Source organism: Chryseobacterium elymi, from assembly GCF_003385495.1.
GTDB classification, from domain to species: domain Bacteria; phylum Bacteroidota; class Bacteroidia; order Flavobacteriales; family Weeksellaceae; genus Chryseobacterium; species Chryseobacterium elymi.
The window spans coordinates 34,343-61,171 of the sequence record NZ_QNUH01000022.1 but is presented as its reverse complement, the minus strand read 5'-3'; the positions used below and the strand labels follow the sequence as shown (position 1 = coordinate 61,171).

17 protein-coding genes are annotated in these 26,829 nt (G+C 36.5%); 1 reads left to right on the top strand and 16 read right to left on the bottom strand.

Annotated elements, in window-relative coordinates:
• Nucleotides 1-348: 348 nt before the first annotated feature.
• From DRF60_RS18305 to DRF60_RS18230, 16 genes are all read right to left on the bottom strand, one after another.
• Nucleotides 349-1,029, bottom strand: coding sequence for a hypothetical protein (locus DRF60_RS18305; protein WP_116014161.1), 681 nt, complete (start codon nucleotides 1,027-1,029; stop codon nucleotides 349-351).
• A 1-nt stretch (nucleotide 1,030) separates the two neighbouring features.
• Nucleotides 1,031-1,894, bottom strand: a complete 864-nt coding sequence (rfbD, locus tag DRF60_RS18300; protein WP_116014159.1) for a dTDP-4-dehydrorhamnose reductase — start codon at nucleotides 1,892-1,894, stop codon at nucleotides 1,031-1,033.
• A gap of 70 nt (nucleotides 1,895-1,964) precedes the next feature.
• The gene (locus tag DRF60_RS18295) at nucleotides 1,965-2,450 is read right to left on the bottom strand and encodes an acyl-CoA thioesterase (protein WP_116014156.1); all 486 of its coding nucleotides are present in this window, start codon (nucleotides 2,448-2,450) and stop codon (nucleotides 1,965-1,967) included.
• Nucleotides 2,451-2,513: 63 nt separating this feature from the next.
• Nucleotides 2,514-3,017, bottom strand: coding sequence for an OmpH family outer membrane protein (locus DRF60_RS18290; RefSeq protein ID WP_116014153.1), 504 nt, complete (start codon nucleotides 3,015-3,017; stop codon nucleotides 2,514-2,516).
• Nucleotides 3,018-3,084: 67 nt separating this feature from the next.
• Nucleotides 3,085-3,645: an OmpH family outer membrane protein gene (locus tag DRF60_RS18285; RefSeq protein WP_116014151.1), complete on the bottom strand. Its 561-nt coding sequence runs from the start codon at nucleotides 3,643-3,645 to the stop codon at nucleotides 3,085-3,087.
• Between the two features lie 9 nt (nucleotides 3,646-3,654).
• A complete protein-coding gene (gene bamA / locus DRF60_RS18280; protein WP_116014148.1) occupies nucleotides 3,655-6,192 on the bottom strand; it encodes an outer membrane protein assembly factor BamA in 2,538 nt (845 codons plus the stop codon).
• Nucleotides 6,193-6,217: 25 nt separating this feature from the next.
• Entirely contained in the window at nucleotides 6,218-6,967 is a 750-nt protein-coding gene (locus DRF60_RS18275; RefSeq protein ID WP_116014146.1) for an isoprenyl transferase, read from the bottom strand.
• A gap of 5 nt (nucleotides 6,968-6,972) precedes the next feature.
• Nucleotides 6,973-7,863 (bottom strand): type IX secretion system protein PorG, encoded by an 891-nt coding sequence (porG, locus tag DRF60_RS18270; RefSeq protein WP_116014143.1) that lies wholly within the window; start codon nucleotides 7,861-7,863, stop codon nucleotides 6,973-6,975.
• 213 nt (nucleotides 7,864-8,076) lie between these two features.
• Nucleotides 8,077-10,575 (bottom strand): exopolysaccharide transport family protein, encoded by a 2,499-nt coding sequence (locus DRF60_RS18265; protein WP_116014141.1) that lies wholly within the window; start codon nucleotides 10,573-10,575, stop codon nucleotides 8,077-8,079.
• 2 nt (nucleotides 10,576-10,577) lie between these two features.
• Nucleotides 10,578-11,444: a polysaccharide biosynthesis/export family protein gene (locus tag DRF60_RS18260; protein WP_116014138.1), complete on the bottom strand. Its 867-nt coding sequence runs from the start codon at nucleotides 11,442-11,444 to the stop codon at nucleotides 10,578-10,580.
• Nucleotides 11,445-11,473: 29 nt separating this feature from the next.
• Nucleotides 11,474-12,601, bottom strand: coding sequence for a glycosyltransferase family 4 protein (locus DRF60_RS18255; RefSeq protein WP_116014136.1), 1,128 nt, complete (start codon nucleotides 12,599-12,601; stop codon nucleotides 11,474-11,476).
• A 118-nt stretch (nucleotides 12,602-12,719) separates the two neighbouring features.
• Entirely contained in the window at nucleotides 12,720-13,706 is a 987-nt protein-coding gene (locus DRF60_RS18250) for a glycosyltransferase family 2 protein (protein WP_116014133.1), read from the bottom strand.
• A 209-nt stretch (nucleotides 13,707-13,915) separates the two neighbouring features.
• On the bottom strand, nucleotides 13,916-14,983 hold the full coding sequence (locus tag DRF60_RS18245; protein ID WP_116014130.1) for a formimidoylglutamase: 1,068 nt from the start codon (nucleotides 14,981-14,983) through the stop codon (nucleotides 13,916-13,918).
• Between the two features lie 157 nt (nucleotides 14,984-15,140).
• Nucleotides 15,141-17,702 carry a type I DNA topoisomerase gene (gene topA / locus DRF60_RS18240; RefSeq protein WP_116014127.1) on the bottom strand — a complete coding sequence of 854 codons (2,562 nt, stop codon included), beginning with the start codon at nucleotides 17,700-17,702 and terminating at the stop codon, nucleotides 15,141-15,143.
• A 271-nt stretch (nucleotides 17,703-17,973) separates the two neighbouring features.
• The gene (locus DRF60_RS18235; protein ID WP_116014124.1) at nucleotides 17,974-21,324 is read right to left on the bottom strand and encodes a T9SS type A sorting domain-containing protein; all 3,351 of its coding nucleotides are present in this window, start codon (nucleotides 21,322-21,324) and stop codon (nucleotides 17,974-17,976) included.
• A gap of 368 nt (nucleotides 21,325-21,692) precedes the next feature.
• Nucleotides 21,693-22,832: an EpsG family protein gene (locus tag DRF60_RS18230; protein WP_238640240.1), complete on the bottom strand. Its 1,140-nt coding sequence runs from the start codon at nucleotides 22,830-22,832 to the stop codon at nucleotides 21,693-21,695.
• A 329-nt stretch (nucleotides 22,833-23,161) separates the two neighbouring features.
• Here DRF60_RS18230 and DRF60_RS18225 point away from each other — a divergent pair, with 329 nt between their 5' ends.
• On the top strand, nucleotides 23,162-26,815 hold the full coding sequence (locus tag DRF60_RS18225) for an MMPL family transporter (RefSeq protein WP_116014119.1): 3,654 nt from the start codon (nucleotides 23,162-23,164) through the stop codon (nucleotides 26,813-26,815).
• Nucleotides 26,816-26,829 lie beyond the last annotated feature (14 nt).

The following is a 26,829-nucleotide window of genomic DNA, read 5'->3' as shown; positions in this document are numbered from 1 at the left end:
AACCTCAATCTGTACTCACTCCTGCGCCCCGTTTAACCGGACTGCAAAGATACAAAAAAAATTAAATCCCGCAACTTTTATTTCTAAAAAATTTTAAGGTTTTTTCTTTTATATTATGTAAGCTTTTTCTAAATAGTTATGCTTATCTAAAAGCTCTCCTGCGCTACTGTCATACTCTCGTTTTTCAGTGCGGCAAAGATAACAACTTATTAACACGCAAAACAAATCTATTTAACATAAAATTCATCACAGTGTAATCTAAAAACTATAAATCATTGGTAAACAGTCAGAAAAATTTTAAACTTATGTTTAATTTTTTTATTTACTTTGATTATCAGGATTATTTTATTACTTATTCTGAATGTATATAAGGCTTAAAAACTCTGCATAAGATTTTTCTAACCCGATAATATCGCCAGATTTTAAATTTAAGCCACCTGTTCCGGAAGTATCTGATTTTACTTTTAGTGAGGAAACCTGGAAGTAGAGGTTTTCATCACTTGTTTTAGGCTGAACCTTAATAGTAGAGCCTAAAAGTTTTTTTGTTGAAATGGTATATACTTCTCCCGGAATAATATCAAGAGTAATATAAGACCTAGGAGGCAGTAGGTAGTCTTTCTTATTAACACTAATCTTCTGATCTTTATCTGAGGAAGCAAAAATGTAAAGCTTCCCGTTTTGATCAATTAATTTTTCTTTGGAGGTATAGTATAGTACGATTCTGTAGTTAGACGGATTGAGATCCTGAGGAGTACCATCTATATTTTCAAAGGGCTTCAATGAAAAGGTGTTTGCTCCTATTTCTTTTGCTTTTTTATATATTAAGGAAAAAACAGCTGCGTCATCTCTTGAAAATCCCTGGACTTCAATTTCTCCCAGATATTCGGCATCAATAGCAGTCTCTGTTTTTTTATACAGGAATTTATCTGTATTGTCATTGGTTTTCTCAACTTTTGTAAGGTATATATTCTGCGCATGGCACAGATGGATACAGAAGATAGAAATGGCAACCACCAGGTTCTTGATCATATTATTGTTGTGTTAATATTTTGACAGATTCTTCAAGGCTGTTTTCCCAATGCTTCAGTTCTATTTTATATACTTCTTCTATCTTATCTAATGACATTGTACTTCTGGCCGGTCTTTTGGCAGGAGTAGGATACTGTTCTGTCGTAAGAGGATTCAGTTGTACCGAAGAGTTTGAAAATTCAGCAATTTTTTTGGCGAACTCAAACCAGGTTGTTTCCGGATAGTTTGAAAAATGAAAAATACCGAAGGTTTTGCTTTGGGTTTCGATAATATCCATGATTGCTTCTGCCAGATCATTTGCGTTGGTAGGCTGTCCAAACTGATCGGCTACAATTCCAAGCTCTTGTTTTTGAGAGAAGAGATTCAGCATTGTTTTAACAAAATTCTTATTGAACTCTGAATACAGCCAAGAGGTTCTCAGAATAATAGTTTTTGGATTGATTTCCAGAGCCAGCTCTTCGCCTTTTCTTTTTGACTCACCATAGATTCCGGTTGGATTGGTAAAATCATCTTCTGAGTATGAAAGGTTTGTATCACCATCAAATACATAATCGGTGGAAACATGGATCAGGATGCATTTGTGATCTGCACAGGCCTGGGCAAGATAAGCTACTCCATCGGCATTTACAGCAAATGCCTTATCTTTTTCCTTTTCGGCTAAGTCAACTGCGGTATATGCCGAAGCATTGATACAGTAGTCTGGTTTATTGTCATAGAAGAAATCATTGACTTTATCTTCATCTGTAATATCGAGGATCTGGGAATCTGTAAATATGAATTCATAGGTATTTTCAAAATCCGGGGCAATTTTTCTGATACAGTTACCCAACTGTCCATTGCTTCCTATTACTGCTATTTTTTTCATCTGTAATTTATTATTTTTAGGTCTACTGTAAAATATCCTGACTTACAGGTTATTTTCCGGCATTGCCAGATTATGAATTTTTTGCGTTCTGGGATCTTAAGAACTTCACTCTAGGCTGGAAATCTTTCTGATCAAGATCTACATAGAATTTCCCAAAGGTTTCTTTTATGTCTTGGGGATGAATTTCTGATTTTCTTGTTTTAAGATTGAAATAGATCACTGTAACCCACAGTACGGCATGAACTATTTTTTCATCCAGACTTTTCATGAGTATTTCCACTTTAGCCGTCCTGTCCTGTACTTCTATGGTTTTGCTGCTGATCACGACCTGGGTATTATATCTAACTTCTTTTAAATAGGCAATCTCATTTTGAATGGCAATCCAAGTGCATCCGGTTTTTTTGGTATATTCCTCGTATGTAAATCCATAAAATGTTTCTACATGATCTTCTCTGGAATTGAACATATAGTCTAAATATTTTACATTATTCAAATGTCCAATCGGATCACAATCGCTGAACCTTACTTTTACGGTCGTTGATACTTCTTTTTCCATAGCGCAAAAATAAAAAAACCGCCTTTAAAAGAGGCGGTTAATTTATAAAACTTTGTTAATTTATTAGTTGATTCCTAATTCTTTCTTAACAGCAGCAGTAGCATCTGCACCAGCTTTGTATACTAATGCTCCAGCGTTCGCGTCCATAATGAACTCGTATCCGTTAGCTTTTGCTACTTTCTCGATTGCATCGTTCAGCTTTTTCTCGATTGGTCCGAAAGCAACATCCTGCTTAGCCTGAAGATCTTTTTGAGCCTTCTCTTGCATTTGTTGGATTTCGTCTCCTAATTTTTTCATTTCTGCTTCTCTAGCAGTGTTTTCATCAGCAGTTTTTTTAGGAGCCTCAGCTTGATATTGCTGAAATTTAGCTTGAGCAGCATCTGTTTTTTTCTTGATCTCCGCTTGTTTCACATCTAAGAAAGCTTTTATGTCAGTATCTGCCTTTTTCTTTTCAGGCATTGCATTAAGAACTCCCATTAAATCTACAGTAGCTAATTTCTGAGCTTTTGCCATACTTACCGATACAACCATTATTACCGCGGCAAATAATACACTTAATTTTTTCATAATTGGTAAAATAAATAATTTAATTTGTTTTTAGATTTCAATTTTAAGTAAAAGTTAATTTAAAAATTTACTTTTTACTTTTGCTGCTATTTTTCTCTTTCTTATCAGATGCAGCGGATCCTTTTAATAAGATGGTTAATACTTTTTCTGTGTAATCATATCTTGGAAGAAGGAAAAGCACATTGTTATCGGATTTATCAAGAACCATGCCCAATCCATTTTTCTCAGCCATTGTTTTGACAGCTGTCCAGATCTGATCCTGAAACGGCACAACCAAATTTGTTCTCAGTTTTGTAATTTCACCGTTGGCTCCAAAACGTAAGCTGGTAGTCGTTTTGATATTTTTCTCAAGATCCATTACTTCTTTTTCTCTAAGCTTCAACTGATCTCCTATCAACAATACTTTTTCACTTTCAAATGCTGATTTTTTTCTTTCGTACTCTGACTGCAGATTTTGAAGTTCTGACTGCCATGTATCGATCTGTGCATTCAATCTTGCTTCTGCTTCTTTGTATTGAGGTAGTTTATCTAAAATATAGCCTGTATCTACTATTCCAACTTTCTGGGCGTTTGAAAGTCCGAAAAGCAGGAACAATACAGATGTGAAAATGATTTTAAAGTTTTTCATATGTATGAATTATAATGATTGGTTCATCAGGAAGTGTGTTTTCCATCCAGATGGCTCTGTTCCGGAAACAGTTTTGTCAAATCCGTAAGCAAAGTCAAATCCGATCAAACCAAAAGCTCCCATATAAACTCTTACACCAACTCCCACAGATCTTTTCAGCTGGAACGGGTTGTATGTACTCCAGGAGTTCCATACGTTACCGCCTTCTGCAAAGGTAAGTGCATAGATTTTAGCCGTCTGGTTCATTGAGATCGGGTATCTTAATTCTAATGTAAACCTGTTATAGATTGTACCTCCTCCTCTTTGGGTAATATCATCTATTTCCCCTCCGTATGTTGAAGCATTTTCATAACCTCTCAATGGAATCAATTCACGTCCGTCATATCTACCTCCAAATAAACCTGTACCTCCTACATAGAATCTTTCGAATGGCGGAGCACCAAGTTTTTTGTTATAACCATCCATGAATCCCATTTCAGCGGAAGATCTCAATACAAGTTTACCTGCAACCTCATTATATACATCAGCCTTGAACTTGATCTTGTAGAATTCCATCCACTTGTATTTGTCAACCGGTGACATGGTAGAGTAATCTTTATTGCTGAACAATGAGTAAGGTGCGGTCAGTTTCGCGGAAACTTCAATATTTGAACCCATTGTCGGGAAGATAGGATCAATACCTGCAGAGTTTCTGCTTAAACCTAAGTTAAGGCTTAAGTTATTGGCATCACCGTAGTATTCTGTAGTATCTCCAAACTGGAACGGATAGTTACTGAATTTATATTTCTGGAACTGGATTCCCGTGTATAACGAGAAGTAGTCATCCGGCCAGTTCAGCAATCTGTTTAAACCTACTGAAGCGGAGAAGATGTTAAGCTTTTGATCAAGCCCGTTACTGTCATTATACTTTACTCTGGAAGTGTTCAAACTTACTGAAAGGGCAGTTGGTCTTGTTCCGAATAACCATGGCTCTGTAAATGAAATACCATAGTTTTGGAAATACTGTCCTGCCTGAGCCTGAATAGACAAAGTCTGTCCGTCACCCTGAGGCACCGGCTTAAAGTCTTTGAATTTAAGGAAGTTCTTTAAAGAGAAGTTATTGAACGTAAGTCCTAATGTTCCAATAAAGCTATTACCACCATAACCAGCCTGTAACTGCACCTGAGAAGAACCTTTCTCTACCAGTTTCCAGTTGATATCTACGGTATTATCCTGCTGATTTGGCTGAATATCCTGTCCCACCTGCTGTGGATCAAAGAAGGACATTCCGGCTAAATCGAAGTAGGTTCTTTTAATTTCTGTCTTTTTGAAAAGCTCTCCCGGTTTTGTCCTTAGGGCTCTAAGCACAACATGATCATGGGTAGTTGTATTCCCCTGCCATGTTACTTTATTCCATGTCGCCTGCTCTCCTTCATTAATTCTGATCTCCAGGTTTACAGTGTCTCCTGATACAGATTTTTCTACCGGAGTTACGTTAGAGAAAAGGTAACCGTTATTCATGTACACAGATTTGATATCAGAGTCGTCTTCTTTTCCTCCATCCTCTCCTACTTTCTTGTTGAAACCTACGGCATCATAGATATCTCCTTTTTTGTATCCTAATAATCTCTGTAAATATTCTGTAGAGTATACGGTATTTCCGGTGAATGTAACATCACCTATATAATACTTTTTACCTTCGTTAAGCTTTACATTGATTTCGTAATTATTTCTCTTGTTTCTCCATATGGAATCAGAAACAATCTTGGCATCTCTATAACCTAAAGAGTTATAGTAGCTGATAAGACTCTGTTTGTCTTCCTGGTATTTTCCTTCAATGAATTTTGAAGATTTCAGGATCCCTCCGATACCAAATCTTCTCTGTTTGGTTTCTTTGAAGGCTTTTTTTCTAAGTTTTGCATCTGTAACGCTTGGGTTGCCTTCAAATTCGATATGGTCAATTTTTATTCTTTTGCCTTTCTCTACATTGATGGTCCAGTCTACCATAGATGGATCGTTTGCATTCACTTTATCCTGAATGCTAATTTTAGCGTCAGCAAATCCTTTTTTCACATAATCCTGAGGGACCTTAGTCTTAAGGCTAGAGATCAGGTTTTGTGTGATTTTTGTTCCAGGCTTTAGATTGTTGTCTTTTGTTAGTTTTTCGTTTTTTGATTTACCGATCCCTTTACCTGTGAATTTTACTTCTCCAAGTTCTTTAAGATCTTCAAGGTAGAATCTCAAAATTACGGTCTGCCCTTCAATACTCTGAACATAAACTTCAACTTCTGAAAAAGACTGGGTATCCCAAAGCTTTTTAACAGCATTGCTGATTTTTTGTCCCGGAATATCTACAGCTTCTCCTTTAGTTAAGCCAGTAAATCTTAAGATTTGTGCCGGCGTATACTTTTTTACCCCATCTACAACAATGTCTTTAAGAGTGTAAGTTCCTGCTTCATTTTCTGCGTGTACAGCATTATTAACTTTAGTGCTGTCCTGAGGAGTTACTTGTCCATAAAAATGTGCCGAAGCAGCAAACATTATGATGGGTAATAGTCTAAACTTCATTTTATCGAGTCTTTCTTTTCTTTAATTATTGGGCATTTATCTGATCGCCGGTTAAGCCGTATCTTCTTTCTTTATTCTGGTAATCAACAATACACTGGAAGAAGATATCTTTTGTAAAATCCGGCCATAGGACATCTAAAAACTGTAGTTCCGCATAGGCAATCTGCCAAAGAAGGAAGTTGCTTATTCTTATTTCCCCGCTGGTTCTGATCAGCAGGTCTACAGGAGGAAAGCCTTTTGTATAAAGGTAATTTTCGAATAGTTTTTCATCAATATTCTCAATATCAACTTTTCCTTCTTTCACATCGGAACTGATGTTTTTTACGGCATCCAATATTTCGTTCTGTGAGCCGTAGCTTATTGCCAGTACTAAATTGCCTTTTGTGTTTTCTTTTGTAAGCTCTACCACACGTTCAAGCTGTTCTCTCACGAGAGAAGGAAGCTTTTGCAGGTTTCCTATAACATGCATTCTGAGTCCTTTGCTAAAGATCTCTTCGGCCTCCAGCAATAAGGTTTCCACCAGCAGATTCATCAGTGTACTTACTTCATCTGCAGGACGGCTCCAGTTTTCAGAAGAAAATGTATACAGTGTTAAATAAGGTATATTAATCTCATTACAGGCATTAATGGCATTTCTTACTGCATTAATGGCATTCTTGTGGCCGAAAGTTCTTTCTTCTCCACGCGTTTTTGCCCATCTTCCATTGCCATCCATAATGATGGCGACGTGTTTCGGTAAATTCTGAGAATTTATTTTATCTTTAATCAACGACATATTAATTAATCACAATAGCATGGAGGTCTTCCGAATGAATAGGTAAGTCCTAAACTAAAAGTATTCATCCAGTCCTTAGACCTTTCATCCCCTATATTTCTTTTGTTAAGCAGTTCTTGTTCTCTTTCCTTAGAGACCGCATAATAGCTTCCTGACTGTAGCAGCGAGCCGCCGGTAGCAGGATCTAAAATATCTGCGTTAAAGCTGGACGTTAGATCTTTTGAAAGCAATCGGCTATGATCAAGCTGATCCGTCAATGTATATCTAAATGTGGCTTCTGCAAATATAGCCCAATTATGGTTAAACTTATATTTTAAGCCTACCCCAAAAGGGATATGCATTGTTACTTTTTTTCCTAGTGTATATTCCGGAGTACTTTTAAAATCCTGTTCATTAAGAGGAGCCTGCGCCACTCCGTCTGCATCTCTTCTAAAATCATTTATAAGATTGGCTTTAGGGGCATCAAACATCAAAGCACCGATACCACCGAAAATGTAGGGGCTCACCATACTCACCTGTTCATTATTGACAGGGAAAAGGTTGTATTCGAACATTAAGCTTGCTTCGTATACGTCATTTTTTCCGTATGAGTTTCTATTCACTCTATATTCTTCTTTCGCAGCTTTATCACTAAACTGGATCTGGTTGTACCCTAAATCCAATCTAACGGTCTGATGCGGGTTAAAATTAAATCTGTATAATAAACCACCATAGAAAGGGAAACCCCAATCTGACACTCTGTCTAAATCCAACGGCTTTTGCAAAATATAATTGGTCCTTCCTATGTCCCCAACTAGGTTACTCATACCCAGACGAACTCCCAATTCGTTTCTTTGTGCTTTAACACTTACCACTCCAAGGAAGGCAAGAAAGCTAAACAATAATTTTTTATTCATAAAAGAATATGGATTTATGGTTATTTTAAAATTTAATTTTTGCAAATATAAAACATTTTTATATTAATGATATTCTTAATGTATAGTTAAAAATAAACAAAAAAACATAATTTGTTATAAAGTAAACGGCAAAGTGCCAAAAATATTCTTTTTTCCTTAGATTACCAATACTGAATGTATAAAAAAACCCCCATTTGCTGAGGGTTTAAAACGCTATTTTTTATTAAATATTGTTTGGACCTTGTTTCGTATTTTTATTAATAATGGTTCTTTATAGTTTTTATCTTCATCAAAATAACCGTAGCCATATCCGTAACCATATCCGTAACCATATCCGTAGCCCTGTTTCTTATTATAGTCATTATATATAAGTCCTAAATGACTAATTTCTCCGTTATGGTATTTCTCAGTAATCATCTTCAGCATATATTTCTCGGTATATTCGTGACGGACCACATAAATATTAGCATCAGAATATTTCATCAGTTCATAAGAGTCAGCTACTAAACCTACTGGCGGCGAATCGATGATGATAAAATCATACTTCTCTTTTAATTCTTCCAAAAACCTGATATTCCGGTCGCTCATTAAAAGCTCTGACGGATTTGGAGGAATTGGTCCGGAAGTCGCCACATCCAGATTCGGGATCTTGGTTTTATTGATGATCTGTTCTATTTCTACTTCTCCTGTCAGGTAATTGGAAATACCATATTTATTATCAATTTTAAAATCTCCAAAAATCTTAGGCTTTCTAAGGTCCATCCCAAGCAGAATTGTTTTTTTATCACTTAGCCCTATTACTGAGGCTAGGTTAATGGAAACATATGTTTTTCCTTCGCCACCAATGGAAGAAGTAACCAAAATGGTTTTTCCTTTACCATCTTCATTGTTATTTTCCATCAAGAATCTCATGTTCGCTCTAATTCCTCTGAACGCCTCAGATACTGATGATTTAGGTTGCTCCAGAACGGTAAGCATATTTTCGTTGCTGTTGTTGCCGATAACACCAAGGAGCGGAATCTTTGTTGCACTCAACAGTTCTTTGATGTTTCGAATCTTGTTATCCAGCACTGCCCCGACCAGGATGAATAGTAATGGGAGCAGCAGCAAGCCAAACATAATTGCAGATTTTATTGCTTTTACATTGGGGCCAATTGGAGACTGTCCCAAATTCTTCGCAGGATCTATTACTGTAATATCAGACTGGTTGGTCGCCACTTTCATCTTTGCATCATTCTGTCTATTCAAAAGGCTGTTATAAGTTGCCTCAATCATATTGTACCCTCTTTCCGCATCCAGATATTTTCTTTCTTTTTCAGGATATGACATAAGGTCTGAATTGGCTTCTGCAACCTGACGGTCTATTTTATTGATTTCATCATAATATTTCGTATAATAATTTCTCAAAGTGCCGGATGAGCCCATTCTTGCTTCATTAATAAGCCGGTCTATTTCCTTCATAGGCTCAGAGTTTGGCTTATAGATGGTCGCCATTTCTCTTCTTTTCATATATAGAGCTTTGAGCTCTGTTACGGAAGCCGAAAAGAAGCCATCTTCAAAACCTGCAGCATTGGTACTAATCATTTTATCAAAATCCCGGGACTGCAGTGTATTTTTAATATTATTCAGTGAACTGATTTTGCTTATAACATCTGCTTTTCTTGCTTCAAGATCTTTTATCTTTTCTAAAGATTTTTCGTCTCTGTCTTTTATATTATAAAGTTTTTCAGAAGTTTTCAGATAATTCAGCACTGCCGCACTTGAATCCAGCTTTTTACGGATATCATCTATATTGTTCTGAAGATAAATATCTGTATTTTTATTAACTATATTTTTGTCTGCCAGCCTTTTCTTCTGGAGTTCGGCTACAGATTTGTTTAAGAAATTTACAGTACTGTTAAGATTAAAACCTTTTTTGGTGATAATCATGATGGTCCCAATTTCCTTATCAAACTCCACTCCTATTGTAGACACAATACCATTAACACTCTGATTCACAGAGGTAAGGTTCACAATAATATTTTCTACTTTTATTTTAGGAGTCTCTGTATTCTTAAGCAGTCGGAATCTAAGATTGGGGGAATTATACCATTCATTGATTTTCACAATCTTGTTAGCTGGTCTGTTATATCTATCTACAGACTGAAATCCTTCTGATTCGTAATTATATAAATTGGTAGAGTGCCCTTCTTCCGGAAGAACCACTTCATAAGCGTCTCCACCTTTTGGAATAAGAGTAATAGGATAATCAATCTGCTGAAGATGTTTTTTATCAATCTGCAGAAAAACCGGTGAATCAGTTTTATCAATATAGGTTGATTTGATCAATCCTTTGGTAGAGTAATTAACAAAAAGATCCAGTTCTTTTACCAAAAACTCATTATGAGATCTGGATAACAACATTTTCTTAAGATAAACTCCATCCTGATTCCCATTCTGTCCCCAGATAAAGTTAATAGACTGGTTTGGGGTAAAATAACTGGAAGTATTGTTGGATATACTCAGAGAAAGGTTTGATGCATAAATGTTCTGCGCATAATATTTACTGTATACCCATGAAATAATGTAGCCGATAGACAGCATAAATACAAACCAGTACCAGTTTTTGACTATTCTTCTCAGAAAATGTTCGATATCAAATAATGCAAACGATCCGTACTTATCTTTTGGGGATTCGTTCTTCCCTATCTTGGTGTCTTTGTCTGGAATCATGATTAAAGGTTTTTAAGAAGCAGATAAATTGATAATGCTGTAGTAATTACCGATACCCCAGTTGTTAAAGTCTGTACAGGATCTTTTCCAAATCCGTTCAAGCTTTTTCCTCTGGTATTCAGATAGATCTCGTCACCGTTCTGTACATAATAGTACGGGGAATTCATGATATCTTCGCGGGTAAGGTCTATTTTTGCCTTTTTTATTCCTTCGGGCAATTTTCTGTGGATAACGATATTTGTACGGTCAATAGTTCTGTTCAAACCTCCGTTAATAGCCAATGCTTCTGTAATAGTTAATGTATTTTTGTGCGCTACTTTCTCTCCGGAAAGACCTGTACTTTCTACATCTCCCAGAATATAATAAGTAATTCCGTCTGTATTCAGTCTTACTTCGGCTTTTCCTTCCTGAAAATTTTCATTTACTTTTTCCTGAAGTTCCTGAGTAATATCTTCTAAAGTTCTTCCTTCGGCTTTAACAAATCCTATTCCGAATACATTAATATCTCCTTTGGAATCTACCTTCAGTCCATTAAAATAAAAATTTATATTTCCTCCTGCAGTCGATCCGCCTGATCCGGCTCCGCCACGTATTCCTGACATTGCAGAATTATTGGAGCCTCCTGCCCCTCCGGAAGAATTCAATGATGAATAAAATTGCGCAGCATCTCCCTTGGGAGTGGTTACAATATTGAGATTAAGAATATCATTCTTGGTAATCCTGTAGATAGGTATATTGTAGGGAACAAGTCCTTCTTCATTGATCACAAGGCTTTCGCTTGGCTGCATATACCTTACATCTTTTTTGGTGATGCAGGATGTAATAAAAAAGGGCATTAATAAAAATAAATATTTCAAATTCTTCATCATATTTTGAATGTTGTTTGCAAAAGTAAAAATTAAATTCTTATTTTCTTATTATTTCGTAAATGATAGATAAGATCCGGAAGATAAGCTCCAAAAAAGCCTAATAAAATAATTATAAGTAAAAGGAAATTTATATTGATATGTCTTAAATAATAAGCCACGGCTACAATTATCAGATAATAAATAATAATATAAAATGTGGAGCGCCTATGGGTAAGGTCTAGCTTCAGCAGCTTGTGGTGAATATGGTTTTTATCTGCATCAAAAGGAGACTTTTTATTGCACAGTCTTACAATAATTACATTTAAAGTATCTACAATCGGCAGAATAAGAATAGCAACTGCGACCGCCGGTGCAGACTGCAGGTGATACCGTGGAACATTGGGAAGCTCCCTATCTATGAAAATATCAATAAAGCAGATCGATGTAAATGCCAAAAGGAAACCAAGAAGCATAGATCCTGTATCTCCCATAAAAATCTTGTTGGTCCTGTAATTAGATAAATTATAGTATAGAAATGCCAGTACTGTACCTATAATTACAACCGATAAGACAACCAAAGGAAAATTATATTCTCCCAACCTGTAGTAGCTTATTCCGAAAAGAGCACTGCAAATCACAGAATACCCTCCGGCAAGCCCATCTATTCCGTCAATAAGATTGAAAGCATTAATGAGAATAATAAAAGTAATGATGCTGAACAACACACTTATGAAATAGCTCATTTCATAGATTCCAAATACTCCGAACAAGCTTCTGATTCTAATATCGGACCCTATTACAGCCAGTGCAGACACCATAATCTGAGCTACAAGCTTCTTATAGGCTCTCATTACAACAATATCGTCCATTACCCCTATGTACAAAAGGATAATTAAGGAAGCAAATAAAAATTTGTAAAGTTCAAAAAGTTCATACGCAAAAATGGATGCGCAGATTCCAATTGAATAAAATATGGCAATCCCTCCAAGATTGGGGATTTTCCTGAGATGGGAACTTCTTACGCCCGGCTCATCCATAAGATTCTTTCTTCTGGAGATCTTAATGATGGTAGGAATAGAGAAAAAGGTAATTAAAAAAGAGAATACAAAACCTAACCCTATTTTCACGTAAAAAATAGAAATTCCTGATTCGCTTAAGAACAATTCAAAATTCTTCATTTTTTTTTATCAAGTACATCCATCAATACTTTTAATAAAACTCACCCAAACATCTTCTAAAGATGCTATATTTCAATGTTTTATATAATGACTGAAATAATTGTACTTATCATTTGTGTTATAACAATTTTCTTATCAGTTTCTTTTGCCCTGCAAAAAATAACAAATAAAATATCTTTTTTTTCAATGGCAAAGATAAAAGATAATTCTTACCAAAACGATTATAGTTTAATATATCTCGAATTTTTATTTTCCTTTCTTTCATAAAAACCGCCAATTCAGCGTCCATTTTATAGAATGCTTTGTTGTCTTTTACAAAAGCGAGATAGGCTAAAAAAGAATATATTCCTTCAAAAATCTGAAAATTTTTAAGCTCTTTTCTTTTATAGGAATATCCGGATTTTTCAAATACCTGTTCTACATCTTTTACGGCTTTCAGGATATCCAGTCCTTTTTCTGTGTGGGTTTTTGTAATAGAATCTGTGCGCTCCAGATACTGATAATGAAAACTCTGCGTCTGAGCCAAAGTCTTGCATTCCAGAAGAAGCTGTGGTATCAGCTGAATATCTTCGAAATGAACTCCTTTTTTAAATCTTTTTTGACCAAAGAGCTCTTTTTTAAACAGTTTATTGCAGGCAAAATAACTAAGGTCTGAAAAAACCGAAAAATGATCTTCAAGCTCAATTTTCTCGGGCATATTTGGAATCTGGGTTAATTTCTGAGTTATTTTTCCGTCCTGATCTACTTTCTGGATGTTGCAAATAATCATTTTAGCCTGATGTTTTTCTGCCAGTTGAAGCATTTCTTCAAACATCGTTTTCATGACATAATCATCGCTGTCTACAAAACCTATATATTCTCCACAGGCTCTTTCAATACCAAAGTTTCTGGCATCACTTAAACCTCCGTTCTCTTTGGTGAAAGCTTTTATTTTTTCCGGAAATCTCCTTGCATAATCTTCAATGACAAGTTCTGAGCGGTCTTTACTGCCATCATTGATGACTAAAATCTCAATATCCTGAAGAGTCTGACTAATGAGGGAATCCAGGCATTTTGCCAGATAATTCTCTACATTATATACGGGAACTATAATTGAAACCTTCATTTTGTGTTTTCTAAATTAATCAATTTCTTTTTCTACATCTTAAAAAGGTTTTCGCAGATCTTCTTGGTCGATCTACAGCCGTTTCCGGTTTTGGAAGGAAAATAATTCTCCTCACCTGCATCAGGCTTATTTATTCCAGAAATAAATGAAGCTGATCGGCCCATTTACAAAAAATATTTAAGACTATTTTTTTTCATCTTTATGTATCATTAAAAAGTCAGCCTGGGATTAAGCATTCCTCTTTTTGCTTCTTCAAAGTCTTTCTTAGAACATGGGATACAGTTTTCTATATTTTCATCTTCACCGAAATACCATAGATTGCTGAAAGTATCTCGTTTGAAAGCATACTGGCTATCACCAATCAAAACATAGAACAGTTCGTAATGTCGTTCCTTGGGATGAGACCGCTGGATATTGATTCCTTCAATCAGATACCAGATCATCTGCGCAAGGAGCTGGTGGTTCAGTTGATTTTCAGAATAAATATTATAATTGAAAATTCCTACAGATTTTAAATTTTCACTCAAACCTATTTCTTTCATGTAAGCACAGATTTCTCTCCGGTTCAGTCCGTTTACCTGGGGATTCATGGAAAACGGTTCACTAAAGCTTTCTACAGCATCACAGTTTACAGTTACCAAATCTGTTTTCCTGAAGAAAGGCTCTGTTTTTTCGGTGGAATTCATCATTTCGGCAAGACGGATGATATCAAACTCAACATCTTTGATCAGCCTTACTGAATCTGCTTCGTTCAGATGTTTCTGATAACCCAAATGATGATAGTTTTTGATGGAGAAATTCTTGGAACCTAAAATTTTCCCCAAAAATGTGTGTTCATTAATTACCTCGCCCTGATGCAGGGAGATAATATTGCTGATCTGGGTATAGTTTATGTTTTTCTTGTGAAAATTTAATGTTGAAAAGAGTGAAAAAGCAAAATCATTGGACCCGCCGATAATTACCGGAATGGCTCTTTTGTAATGACACGCCGACAAAACCTCCTGAAGAATATAATGGGAATCCTGAACGGATTTTCCGGAAACCAGATCTCCAAGATCCACAACAGGGATTTCAAAATCCAGCTGCGAAAGTTTATAAAATTCTTTTCTTACCGCTGTAAAATCCTGTACTTCCGCATCTCCACCTGCACCTCTGTAATCTGAAACAAAAAGAAGCACAATGCTGTCTTCTTTTATATCTTTTGTAATCCTGCTGCCAATCTGCCAGCTTTCTGCTTTGAAATTTCTTGGTGAAATGATAAAATCTTCAAAATCCATATTTTTATCTGAAAAATTGGGAATAGGTTAATTGACTAATTGCTTTACCTAACAAACATACAAAAAAACCACAGCAAGTTCACATACCGCAGCATTTTTTGTTGATAAAAAAAAGCCGTCAACACATATTGTTAACGGCTTTGTATAATTATTAATATTACTTTTTTTTAGCGGCTGGCTTTTTTGCTGCTGTCGTTTTCTTAGCTGCAGGTTTTTTCTTAGCTGCCGGCTTCTTTTTCTCCGCAAAAGCATTTTTATCCTGGTCTGTGATCCATTTCTTCACCTCATCCAGAGATACGTCTTTCAGCTCTTCAGCCTCATATTTTGTATCATCTTTTTTCTTAGGGATCTTAAACATGGCTTTTCCGAATTTAACGAATGGGCCCCATCTTCCATTTTCAATAGAAATTTTCTCTTTTTCCCATTGTTGGATGTATCGGTTGGCTTCTTTTTCCAGCTTGGCATCAATTAATTCGTTGATGTCACTTTGTGAAAGATTGTCGAAGTTATACTTCTTAGGAACATTTACAAAAATATCTTTGTATTTGATGAACGGACCAAATCTTCCTGTTCCTTTGGTCACCGGATCTCCTTTATAAGTAGCGATCGGCGCATCAGCTTTTTTCTTTTCGTTGATGATCTCTTCTGCACGGGCCTGGCTTACAGAAAGAGGATCTTCACCTTTTGGAATACTGATAAACGTTTCACCCCACTTCACATAAGGTCCAAATCTTCCAACTCCCACAGAAACCGCCTGACCTTCAAATTCATTAAGCTCAAATGGCAATTTAAAAAGCTCCAATGCATCAGCCAAAGAAATGGTTGCAATATTCTGTCCGGTCATTAATGAAGCAAAAATTGGCTTTTCTTCATCTTCCGTTTCTCCGATCTGAATCATCGCACCGAATCTCCCGATTCTTGCATGAACATTTTTACCGGTCTTAGGATCTACTCCCAGAAGCCTGTCACCATTAGCTCTGTCTGCATTTTCTTCTACATCTTCAATTCTTGGGTGAAATTTTGAATAGAAATTGGTCATCATTTCTTTCCACTTCTGATCTCCATTAGCAATTTCGTCAAAACTTTCTTCTACTCTTGCTGTAAATCCATAATCCAGAATTTCTTTAAAGTTATCCGTCAGAAAGTCATTAACAACCTCGCCAATATCCGTAGGTACAAATTTATTTTTATCGCCCCCGAATTTTTCTTCAAGAACTTCTTTTTTGATCTTATCTTTTGTAAGAGACATCTTTACCACTTCACGGGTTTGAGGATCTATCTCTCTTTTGTCTACATATTCTCTGTTCTGAATGGTCTGGATCGTCGGCGCATAAGTAGACGGACGCCCAATTCCTAATTCTTCCAGTTTTTTCACCAATCCAGCTTCCGTATATCTTGCACTCGGTCTTGTGAACTTTTCTGAGGCAGTGATCTTTTTATAGCTTAAGATTTCGCCTACACTTACTTTAGGCAGAAGCTTTTCGTTGTTTTCTTCATCATCATCTTCTGTCTTTACAATACCGTAAGCCTTTAAGAAACCATCGAAAATGATTACTTCACCCTGTGCTTCAAAATGTTGTGGCAGTGATGCATCCCCTATCTCAATCACAGTCTTCTCAATTTTAGCGTTAGCCATCTGGGAAGCCAGTGTTCTTCTGTATATTAACTGATATAATCTGTTTAATTGAGCATCACCAATACTTTTCACTGCAAAATCAGTCGGGCGGATCGCTTCGTGAGCTTCCTGTGCAGAGGCAGATTTTGTAGTATAGTTTCTTGGTGAAGAATATTCAGCTCCATATTCTGAAGTGATCTGTTTTTTTGCGCCTTCTATTGCTTCCTGGGAAAGGTTCACAGAGTCTGTTCTCATATAGGTAATGTATCCTTCTTCATACAGTCTCTGTGCAAGACGCATGGTATTGGTTACGTTATATCCTAATCTTGAAGAAGCTTCCTGCTGAAGAGTAGAAGTAGTAAATGGTGCAGATGCAGAACGTGTTCCCGGCTTTGTTTCAACATTAAGAACTTTAAATTCTGTAGTTTTTGCTTTTTCAAGGAATTTTTCTGCGTCTTCTTCTTTTTCGAAGTCTTTTTTTAGCTTGGCAGAAATTTCCTGCTCAGCTTTATTTAGAAAGATCCCATCCAGCTTGAAGCTTGCTTTCGGAACAAACTCGCGGATCTCTTTTTCTCTTTCTACAATTAATCTTACAGCCACAGACTGCACTCTTCCTGCAGAAAGACCCGGTTTTACTTTTTTCCAAAGAACCGGTGACATTTCAAAACCTACAATTCTGTCCAAAACTCTTCTTGCCTGCTGGGCATTCACAAGATTCTGGTCAATATCTCTTGGGTTTTCAATGGCTTTTAGAATGGCATTTTTAGTAATCTCGTGGAAAACAATTCTTTTTCTGTTCTCAGGCTTCAGCTTCAATTCGTCCGCCAGGTGCCATGCAATAGCTTCTCCCTCGCGGTCCTCATCAGAAGCCAGCCATACCATTTCGGCTTTCTTTACGGCAGCCTTTAATTCTGTTACCAGCTTCTTTTTGTCAGCCGAAACTTCATAATCAGGACTGAATGTGGCAAGATCAATTCCCATTCCTTTTTTCGGAAGGTCACGGATGTGTCCGAAACTTGATTTTACTTCAAAATCCTTCCCCAAATATTTCTGAATAGTTTTTGCTTTTGCCGGTGACTCTACGATTACTAAATTTTTCGACATTCTAAAAAAATTTTTTGCAAAAGTAAAGCTTTTTTATTATATACATTTTGTTAAAACAGTTTAATTTAATATTTAGATGTGTTTAACATACGTTCCTGAGGGCATTTTTAAAGACATCAAGTCCTTTAAGGTGTAGGATTTAGTCCCGAATTCACCTTTAATAAAATAGATGATATAGAATTTTTCATCAATAGTGATAGATGCAAACATATTACACCATAAAAAGCAGAACAGGAAATCCTATTCTGCTCGGTTACTGCTTTTTTAAGTTTTACTGTTTAATAAGCTTCAGAATTTCTTCAGAATTATTAATTCTTATCAAATATACTCCTGAGCTGAGCGTTGACAGATCTGTTTTTCCGTTCTCAAACTTTCCGGATTTCACCAGCTGTCCAGAAACACTGTAAATCTGATAGTAATAGCCTGTTTGACCGGAAGTATTGATATACAGAATATCCTTTACCGGATTTGGAAATAAGGATATTTCGTTTTCATTTACCTTTTCTGCAACTTCAATACGGCTTAAGACAGCCGCTTCTTTTCCTAAAGCCATAGCGGTAACCTGTAATCTCGGAATGGGGCCAGCTTCATTTCCCTGAGGGTCGTACTTCACTCTCACACATCGGCAGCTTGCTCCTAAATAGGGATCGTTATTATCATTAAATGCAATAAACCGGTTGGCCGTAGATGCTGCATCAAATAAAACATTAACTGATCTTCCCAGATAGTTTGCCGCCAAAGCTCCTGTCCAAGCACCTGGATACTGAAAATTAACTGTATTGAAAGTTCCCTGTGGAGACTGATTAGCTATAACATTTCTGAATCCGCGTGAACCTGAATCCGGGAAATTACCGAGTATATAAGATGGACCTATAAACATATACCCTATAGTAGAGGTTGTGGAAGGATTTCTAACTCTATATCCTGCGTAATCTGTACTGACACTATAAAAGGTCGCTATATTTTTATCTTTTTTATACCAGGGCGACTGTCCGAAATCCTGATTAGAAATCAAACTCACATTGGTGACATCCGGAATCCTCCAGCCCTCCGGACAAGGATCAAAAGGAGATTTTCCCCCTCCTCTACCCCATCTGTCTGCAGCAAGATTCGGCTCATTGGCAAGCCAGTCTGTTCCATTGGTGTAATTAGGTGCAGCACTGTTATAAGGTGCAAAAGAACTTGGAATCATATATACCAAAGGATTCTTCACAGAATAAGACAGTACTTTTGCAATTTTATCTGCCGGTTTATCGGTACTCTGCACAATTGGGGCTGCATAAGTATTGTAAGGAACAATATAACTTCCTGACATATTATTATATGCAGCAGGAGTTAATGTAGTATAAGCTACAGTCCCACTGCTTGATGCTGTACCTAAAAACACATTAAAGAAGGCTTTATTATCTGCATACTGAAAGGTAGGAATAGGATCTTTTCTTCCCCACTGATAATGCAATCCTGTAGAAGCTCTTATTTTTGCAAGCTCTGCAGAAGTTGGCGTCAACACATTAGCAACTATCGGAAACGCATCTATCGCTCCCAGATTCCTGTCCATAAATTCTGTCTGTAGCACAACATCCGCTTTACTCACATAGTTCACATAATTAACAGCTTCAGCCATCGGAAGTTCTGTCCTGTAGTTATAAGATCCTAAAGAGGAATCGGTTATCCAGATATGCCAGCTCCAATATACCGGGGAAGAAATACTTCCGTTATGCAGCGTCACTACAGCATTCCCACTCTGGTTCGGATTAATTTCCACCGAAATTTTTGAGTCGCTGAGACTCTGAAGTGAAGCTGGGGAAGGATTAACAATCAACAATTTATTAATCAAAGCTGTATTAGTCGTCCAAAGCACATTTACTTTTAAATTATTGAAGTTGGGGGCATCTAAGATCTCCTGGTTATTCAAAAGCTGGCTTTGTACTGAAAAGGCTTTGCTTACTGGAATTTCTACAGTAAAAGACTTTGAATTTTTAACAGCCTGATAGCTATTAGGATTGTTAATTCCTTCTCTGTATTCTGTTTTCGGAGCAAGATATTCAGAAGGAAAATTATAATCATTTACGATATAAAGAGGGTCTTTGATGCATCGGCAACCGTTGGCATCAGAAGTATACATTCCTGACATAGGCATATAAAAATATCTTCCTTTAATATTGGGATAATTAGGATCCGGAATATCCGGCTGTCCTTTATCAGGGACCATAAAAAGCCCTCTGGTAATGACCGCCGGGGAAGTATCAAAATGTCTGGCCATTGTTGCCGTCCATAAGGCAACGTGATGCTGGTCGGTATATTGCCCTTGGTGAGTATTCCTGATCAACTGTCCTGTTCCCGGAAAAACTCCCATATTATTCCCACCGGCATTGGAAAGATCAAAACCAAAGTTAGGATAGACCTTAAACCCTGTCATGAATGACGGAATTCCTGCATCTGTAGGCTTAATGATGTGGTATTTATTTGTTTCGAAAACATTTTTAGTCATATTGGTCCTGACTCCGAAAGGAGAAAAATCCAGTCTGATATCATCTACATAAGACTGAGATCCTAAATTCGCCACCAACATTGACGGAATTCTCCATCCGTTCGGGCACGGATCGTAAGGAGACTTATCCCAGTAAGGTTTCGCACTGTCATCGCTGTTATATCCTGTACCTATCAGCCCTCTGGAATTATCGGACCAAAGGTTAAGCTCTGAAAGCCTGCTATCTGGAATTCCGGCAGCATTTCCAAACCAGTTAACCGGAAGATTGGGGTTGTTGTTGTAATAAGCCTGGCCGCTGTTATCGTCTTTGTTCACATAGATCAGACTTAATGGATTTTTCACAGAAAGCCTGATGTTATTAGTCACCTCTGCACTTGCAAGCGGAACGTATTTCGTGAGGTTATCAATATTTAAAGCACCGGTAAAGTTTTTAGCACCTCTGTGCCTTACCCTTCCTATGGATCCTGAAACCTCGTAGAAATCGTTTCCTCTTGTTATCAGAGGTGGGATAGGATCTTTTCTCCCCCATTGGTAAAGCAGTCCTATACTTCTGTTCCAGTCTGAAGAAGCAATAGAACTGCTTAAAGCTCCAAGATTACGGTCCATCCATCCCCAATCGGAATCAGGAATTCGTTCAACCGTTCCATCTTCCCTAACTCTTGTGATATTATCAAAGCTTTTGTAAGTGGATCCGTTAGTTGGATCATCGGTCACCCAAATATGCCAGCTCCAGTAGATTTCGCTGTTTACTCTTAAGGCAATGACAGCATTTCCTTTTTTTGCCTTATTGATCGGAACTTTTATTTTGGCACTTTCATCGGAACCTAAAATTTCCAGCGAGTATCTCTCCCCTGATTTTATCAGACCATGAGAATCTTCCCACAGTACCTCAGCTGTCTGGTTGCCGGAAGGGATTGCGTCCCCTTTAATGTATCCGCCCCCCTGCCACATAGCATAAGCTTTTCTTACCGGAATCAGCAAACCTTCGCTGTTTTGGCTGGGATCAAAAATATAACTGTTGGGAGCTTTTGTCCAGTCCGGAACGACTGCCCTTCTGTCAGCAGGCTTTGTTAAAGTATCTTTTGCAGATACTGATTTTTCTGTATATCCATACGGAAGATTTTCTTTCAATCCTCTACTATTCCTAGAATAGGTACAAATCGACACTAAGCAAAAAATTGCCGCAAAATTTTTAATTAAATTTTTCATATCCTTAGACTTGTGTGCTATTACAGAAAATACAACTTTTAAGCCTTTATTAATAATAAGCAATTAATAATACAAATAAAAAAAGTATATAATAATTATATTATCAATAAAACATCATTAAAAGATTATAAATGAGAAAACAGCACTTTTACAAATATAAGCTACAAAAGTAATTTTTCAAATGATATATTTTTATGAGGCTAATCAACGTTTTAAGAAGAGAGAAGAAGCAAAAACTAACAAAGGCAGCTTCAGAGCTGCCTTTGTCAAGATATGATTGATATAGATTTTTACGGAAGAACGTGATTCTTATAAAGATCAATGGTAAATCTGCCTGCTTTAATATTTAAGAAGGAAGAGAAAACAACAAAGTTAAAAACAACAAGTGCAATAATAAAAGCATAAATCATTTTTCTCGCGCCACTTGACACCACATACATTGTATTGGGTATCAACACGTAAGAAAATCCGACAAATGCGCCTACTAATCTGGATGAGAATACCGGATTGTTTCGGAAAATAAAATAAAAGCATATTCCTATAACGGCATAGCTTCTATGGTATTCATAATATGGATACAGCTCTTTCATCTTGTTGTCAAATGCAAAAAGAAAGAACGTTAAAATCATCATCATTGCTTCGGGAATCCCAAAACCTCCATTCAACCGTTCTGAATATTCATCTATATATCCATTTAATCCATTCACCAGAATATTATCCGAGGCCATACTGTCTAAAAAGCTTCCAAAGACACGGTATATCTCGAATGGCGAAAGGAATACAGAAATAATGATCAGGATCAGCATTATGGTTTTACTTAGTGGGATACGGGCCAGCCAGTACATCGGGAGAAACAGGTAGCAAACGGTATGTATACCTGATGCCAGAAATATAAAAAAAAGGTAATGCCATAATTTCCGTTCTTTAATATACCGTACGGCAAAATAAACAATGAATGTCCCCAGGTTTTGCCTGATCTGCCCGCTTTCCCCAACAAAGAAGTAAGGAATAAACATGAACAGAGTAAATGTAAAGGGGTAAAATGTATTATCCTCTGTATATTCTATCTTGAAGAAAATAGCGCAAATAGCAATAACCAAGGTGAGAACGTAAAAGGGAGCATTGAAGACATTCAGTAATATCTTATTAATGAGAGTATACAGCCATTCCACCTCAAGGTAATCAGGACCCTCCATGTGGAGCATCTTCATAAAAATACTGTAATAGCTCTTTGCATCAGAATAAATGTAAATTGCTTTATAACTTCCGTAATCCGGACCTACATTATTCCTGAAACCAGCCAGTAAAATAAGATAGATCCCCAGAAACCAAAGCCATTTTTTTTCTACTTTTTTACCAAAGACTTCCTGTACACTAAAGAAAAGCATGTATGCAATCGCAACGAGGAAATATGGATGTAATAAACTCATGCTAATCTAATGTTTTTTAACCGGTGCAGTAAACACAAAGAGAATGCAAACCTGTAATAAGATAATGCAGACGGGAGAAAAGGGAATGCTACTGTTAATAGCAATCCGTTTATTTTTTCATCATTTTTTTTCAACATATCTAAAACAGATTCTTATTTCTTTAGTAATAATATTGGTTTAAAATATATTTTAAGAGGGAACTTTTGCAAAAGTAGAATATTTTTTTATTCTGGCTAGAATATTTTGTTGATTTTCAGACAAACTTATAGCCGAAATGTTTTGAACTAATATTGAAAAAATTAAATTTGCAGACTTGATTTCATAAAGTAATGCATCATTTCTTTATATTTTTATATTATCTGATTTCTAAAAACAGGCTTCTTTCAGCAATTTTTGCTTTAGGAATAGCCGTATTATGTGGATTTTTTGCTTCAAAAATTAACTTTGAAGAGGATATCAACCAGATAATTCCTAAGAATGAAAAATCTGATCTTACCGCAAAAGTTCTTAAACAGCTGAACTTTTCAGACAAGATCATTGTGATCATAGAAAACAAATCCAATGAAGACAACTTTCAGCTTTCTGAAACAGCAGATAATTTTCTGCAAAAAATTGAGCCTCTTAAAAAATATATAGGTTCTGTTCAGGGAAAGGTGAACGACAATGAAATCTCAGAAACATTTGATTTTGTCAACCAGAACCTGCCTCTTTTCCTTGATGAAAATGATTACAGGGAAATTGAAAGAAAACTTCAGAAAGACAGCATATTAAAGCAGGTAGAGAGCAATTATGTTTCTTTGGTTTCACCGACAAGTCTTGTGACAAAGGAATTCATAAAAAAAGATCCGCTGGGAATTACTTATTTAGGAATCAAGAAACTGAATGCTTTAAACATTAGTAAAGATTTTAAGCTCGAAGACAATTATGTTGTTACAAAAGACGGAAAAAACCTTTTGCTTTTCATAGATCCTGAAAATGAAAGCAATGACACCAAAAGTAACGAAGATTTTATCAATCAGCTCAACCAGATAAAAGACCGTGTTAATAAACAGTTTAAAGGAAAAACAGAGCTTAGCTATTTCGGTTCTCCGGTAATTGCTGTAGCAAATGCCCAACAAATCAAAAAAGACATTCAAAATACGGTCATGATCTCGATGGCAGTGCTCCTGGTTCTGCTGATTTACTATTTCAGAAATTTTTTCACCCCTGTAATTGTATTTCTACCGACTGTATTTTCGGTATTGCTTGCCCTGCTGATTCTTTATTTTATAAAAGACAGGATCTCAGCTATTTCTTTGAGTGTAGGTGCCATCCTCATCGGAATCACCATAGATTATGCGCTCCATATCCTTACCCACTACAAGCACAACAATAATATAGAAGAGCTTTACAAAGAGATCACACAACCGATCATACTGAGCAGCGTCACGACTGCTGTTTCTTTTTTATGCCTGGTATTTGTACGTTCTGAAGCCCTGAAAGATCTCGGTCTCTTTGCAGCGATTACGGTTATTTTCTCTTCCGTTACCGCACTGATCATTGTCCCTCAGCTTTATAAGCCTAAACAGGAAAAAGATAGACACAACAATAATTTTATTGACAGGATAGGTTCTTACCCCTACGAAAAGAACAAGCCTCTGATCATAGGCAGCTCTATCATTATTATTGCCTGCCTGTTCGGTTTCCGACATGTAGGATTCAATGAGGATATTGGTGACCTGAATTATATCCCGAAAGAATTAAAAATAAGCGAAGCTAAGCTTCAGACGTTTTCTGATATCACTTCAAAATCCATTTACACCATTTCTTATGGAGATTCTGAGGAAGAAGTGCTGACTAGAAACTCCCGACTGAGCAACTTTCTTGAGAAAGAAAAACAGCAAGGAAAAATCCTGAGCTATAATTCACTTGGAAATGTTGTCCTTTCTGAAAAAGATCAGAAACAAAGGATCGAAACCTGGAATAAATTCTGGGACGGAAATAAAAAGAACCGTACTGTTTCTGAATTGGTGAACAGTGGAAATCAATTCGGATTCAACAGCAATGCTTTTGACAATTTCAATAATATTTTAAATAAGAGCTACACAACATTAAGCCTCCGGGATTATGAGAAAGTAAAGGCATTGCAGATCTCGGAATTCCTGAGCAATGAAAACGGATTTTATACAGTTTCCAATGTGGTAAAAGTAGATGAGAAGAAAAGAGACGCCTTCATAAAGGATGTTGAAAATAACCATGATGCTCTCGCTATTGACCGCCAGCAAATGAACGAAAACTTTTTGGGACTGCTGAAAAGAGATTTCAGTACGCTGATCAATTATTCTCTTCTGGCCATTATCCTGACGATCATTCTTTTCTTCAGAAATTTTGAGCTTACTGTTCTTACTATGTTTCCTATTGTATTAACAGGAATAGTAACGGCGGGAATCCTGTATTTCCTAGGATTGGAGCTAAATATTTTCAGCACTGTAGTCTGTACATTGGTTTTTGGAGTGGGAAACGATTTCAGTATCTTTCTGACAAAAGCTATGCAGAAAGAACATACAACAGGGAAAAATGAGCTTCCTACTTACAGAACTTCTATCCTGCTTGCAGTTTTCACGACCATTTTATCAATAGGTTCTTTGATCTTTGCAAAGCATCCTGCTTTACACTCATTGGCCCTGGTTGCACTTATCGGGATGTTCTCCGTAATTATCATTACCTCGACGCTGTACCCGTTTTGGTTCAGGCTAATGATCACAAACAGAGCAAAAAAAGGACTTTCTCCTATCACCTTCAGGCTGTTCTTAAGATGCATCATATCATTTTTTTATTATGGTCTAGGAGGATTCGTTTTCTCACTGATCGGAAGTGTATTTATCAAAAGATCAAAAGGAAAAACTTTAGATATCATTAAATTAATTTTAGCTAAATTTTTAACATCTGTTTTGTATATTACTCCATTTGTAAAGAAAAGAGTTATTGGAAACCCTGCGGAAGATTTCAGCAGACCGGCAGTGATCATTGCCAATCATACTTCTTTCCTGGACACACTTGCTATCGCCATGGCTACCCACAGAATTATTTATCTGGTCAACGACTGGGTATATGACTCTCCTGTTTTCGGAAAATTAGTAAGGGCTCTCGGCTTTTATCCGGTTTCTCAGGGAATAGAGAACGGAATGGAAAAACTGAAAGAAAAAATTGACCAGGGTTATTCACTCGTTGTTTTCCCCGAAGCAGAACGTTCTTACACAAACGATGTGAAAAGGTTCCACAAAGGAGCGTTTTATCTTGCAGAACAGTTCGGGCTGGATATTCTTCCATTATATATTCATGGGAATTCCGAGGTACTACCGAAAGGAGACTTCATTATCTACGACGGAAGCATTACCGTAAAAGTAGGGGAAAGAATCAGCAAAGATGATCTGAGCTTTGGGAAAAACTATTCTGAAAGAACGAAAAAAATCAATGCGTACTTCAGAGAAAAATTTGCAGAACTGCGAAATGAGCTGGAGGACGAAAATTATTTCAGGAAAAAATTATTCTTAAGCTATCTTTACAAAGACAGTGGAGTAGTAAAAGAGGTAAAAGATGATTTTAATGCCAACAAATCTGTTTATTTCGAACTGAATAAACAGATTCCGAAGGATGCATCTATCCTGCATATAGCAGATGATTTCGGACAGAAGGATATCCTGCTTACCCTTTATCAGGCAGAAAGAAGAATTTTCTCATTCATTGAAAATGAGGAAAGAAGACAAACAGCAGCACAGACGTATTTGGTTAAAAGAAGAAAACTGAATTATATTAATGATCTTTCGGAAATCAATAAAAATATTGAAGTACTTGTAGTTTCTGATAACAATTTTGACATCAGTACACTGAAGGAGCTTCCTGAAACTATTATATTCCTGAACACAACATTTAAAGAGCTAAGCAATCCAGATTATTATCTGGAGCTTAATTCAGAAGCAATAAAAATATTCAAAAAACAGTAAATAAATATGAAAAG

What these genes read in the sequence shown, in the direction of transcription:
- DRF60_RS18305 (WP_116014161.1), bottom strand. Translation starts at nt 1,029, where the DNA reads ATGATCAAGAACCTGGTGGTTGCCATTTCTATCTTCTGTATCCATCTG.
- rfbD (WP_116014159.1), bottom strand. Translation starts at nt 1,894, where the DNA reads ATGAAAAAAATAGCAGTAATAGGAAGCAATGGACAGTTGGGTAACTGT.
- DRF60_RS18295 (WP_116014156.1), bottom strand. Translation starts at nt 2,450, where the DNA reads ATGGAAAAAGAAGTATCAACGACCGTAAAAGTAAGGTTCAGCGATTGT.
- DRF60_RS18290 (WP_116014153.1), bottom strand. Translation starts at nt 3,017, where the DNA reads ATGAAAAAATTAAGTGTATTATTTGCCGCGGTAATAATGGTTGTATCG.
- DRF60_RS18285 (WP_116014151.1), bottom strand. Translation starts at nt 3,645, where the DNA reads ATGAAAAACTTTAAAATCATTTTCACATCTGTATTGTTCCTGCTTTTC.
- bamA (WP_116014148.1), bottom strand. Translation starts at nt 6,192, where the DNA reads ATGAAGTTTAGACTATTACCCATCATAATGTTTGCTGCTTCGGCACAT.
- DRF60_RS18275 (WP_116014146.1), bottom strand. Translation starts at nt 6,967, where the DNA reads ATGTCGTTGATTAAAGATAAAATAAATTCTCAGAATTTACCGAAACAC.
- porG (WP_116014143.1), bottom strand. Translation starts at nt 7,863, where the DNA reads ATGAATAAAAAATTATTGTTTAGCTTTCTTGCCTTCCTTGGAGTGGTA.
- DRF60_RS18265 (WP_116014141.1), bottom strand. Translation starts at nt 10,575, where the DNA reads ATGATTCCAGACAAAGACACCAAGATAGGGAAGAACGAATCCCCAAAA.
- DRF60_RS18260 (WP_116014138.1), bottom strand. Translation starts at nt 11,444, where the DNA reads ATGATGAAGAATTTGAAATATTTATTTTTATTAATGCCCTTTTTTATT.
- DRF60_RS18255 (WP_116014136.1), bottom strand. Translation starts at nt 12,601, where the DNA reads ATGAAGAATTTTGAATTGTTCTTAAGCGAATCAGGAATTTCTATTTTT.
- DRF60_RS18250 (WP_116014133.1), bottom strand. Translation starts at nt 13,706, where the DNA reads ATGAAGGTTTCAATTATAGTTCCCGTATATAATGTAGAGAATTATCTG.
- DRF60_RS18245 (WP_116014130.1), bottom strand. Translation starts at nt 14,983, where the DNA reads ATGGATTTTGAAGATTTTATCATTTCACCAAGAAATTTCAAAGCAGAA.
- topA (WP_116014127.1), bottom strand. Translation starts at nt 17,702, where the DNA reads ATGTCGAAAAATTTAGTAATCGTAGAGTCACCGGCAAAAGCAAAAACT.
- DRF60_RS18230 (WP_238640240.1), bottom strand. Translation starts at nt 22,832, where the DNA reads ATGAGTTTATTACATCCATATTTCCTCGTTGCGATTGCATACATGCTT.
- DRF60_RS18225 (WP_116014119.1), top strand. Translation starts at nt 23,162, where the DNA reads ATGCATCATTTCTTTATATTTTTATATTATCTGATTTCTAAAAACAGG.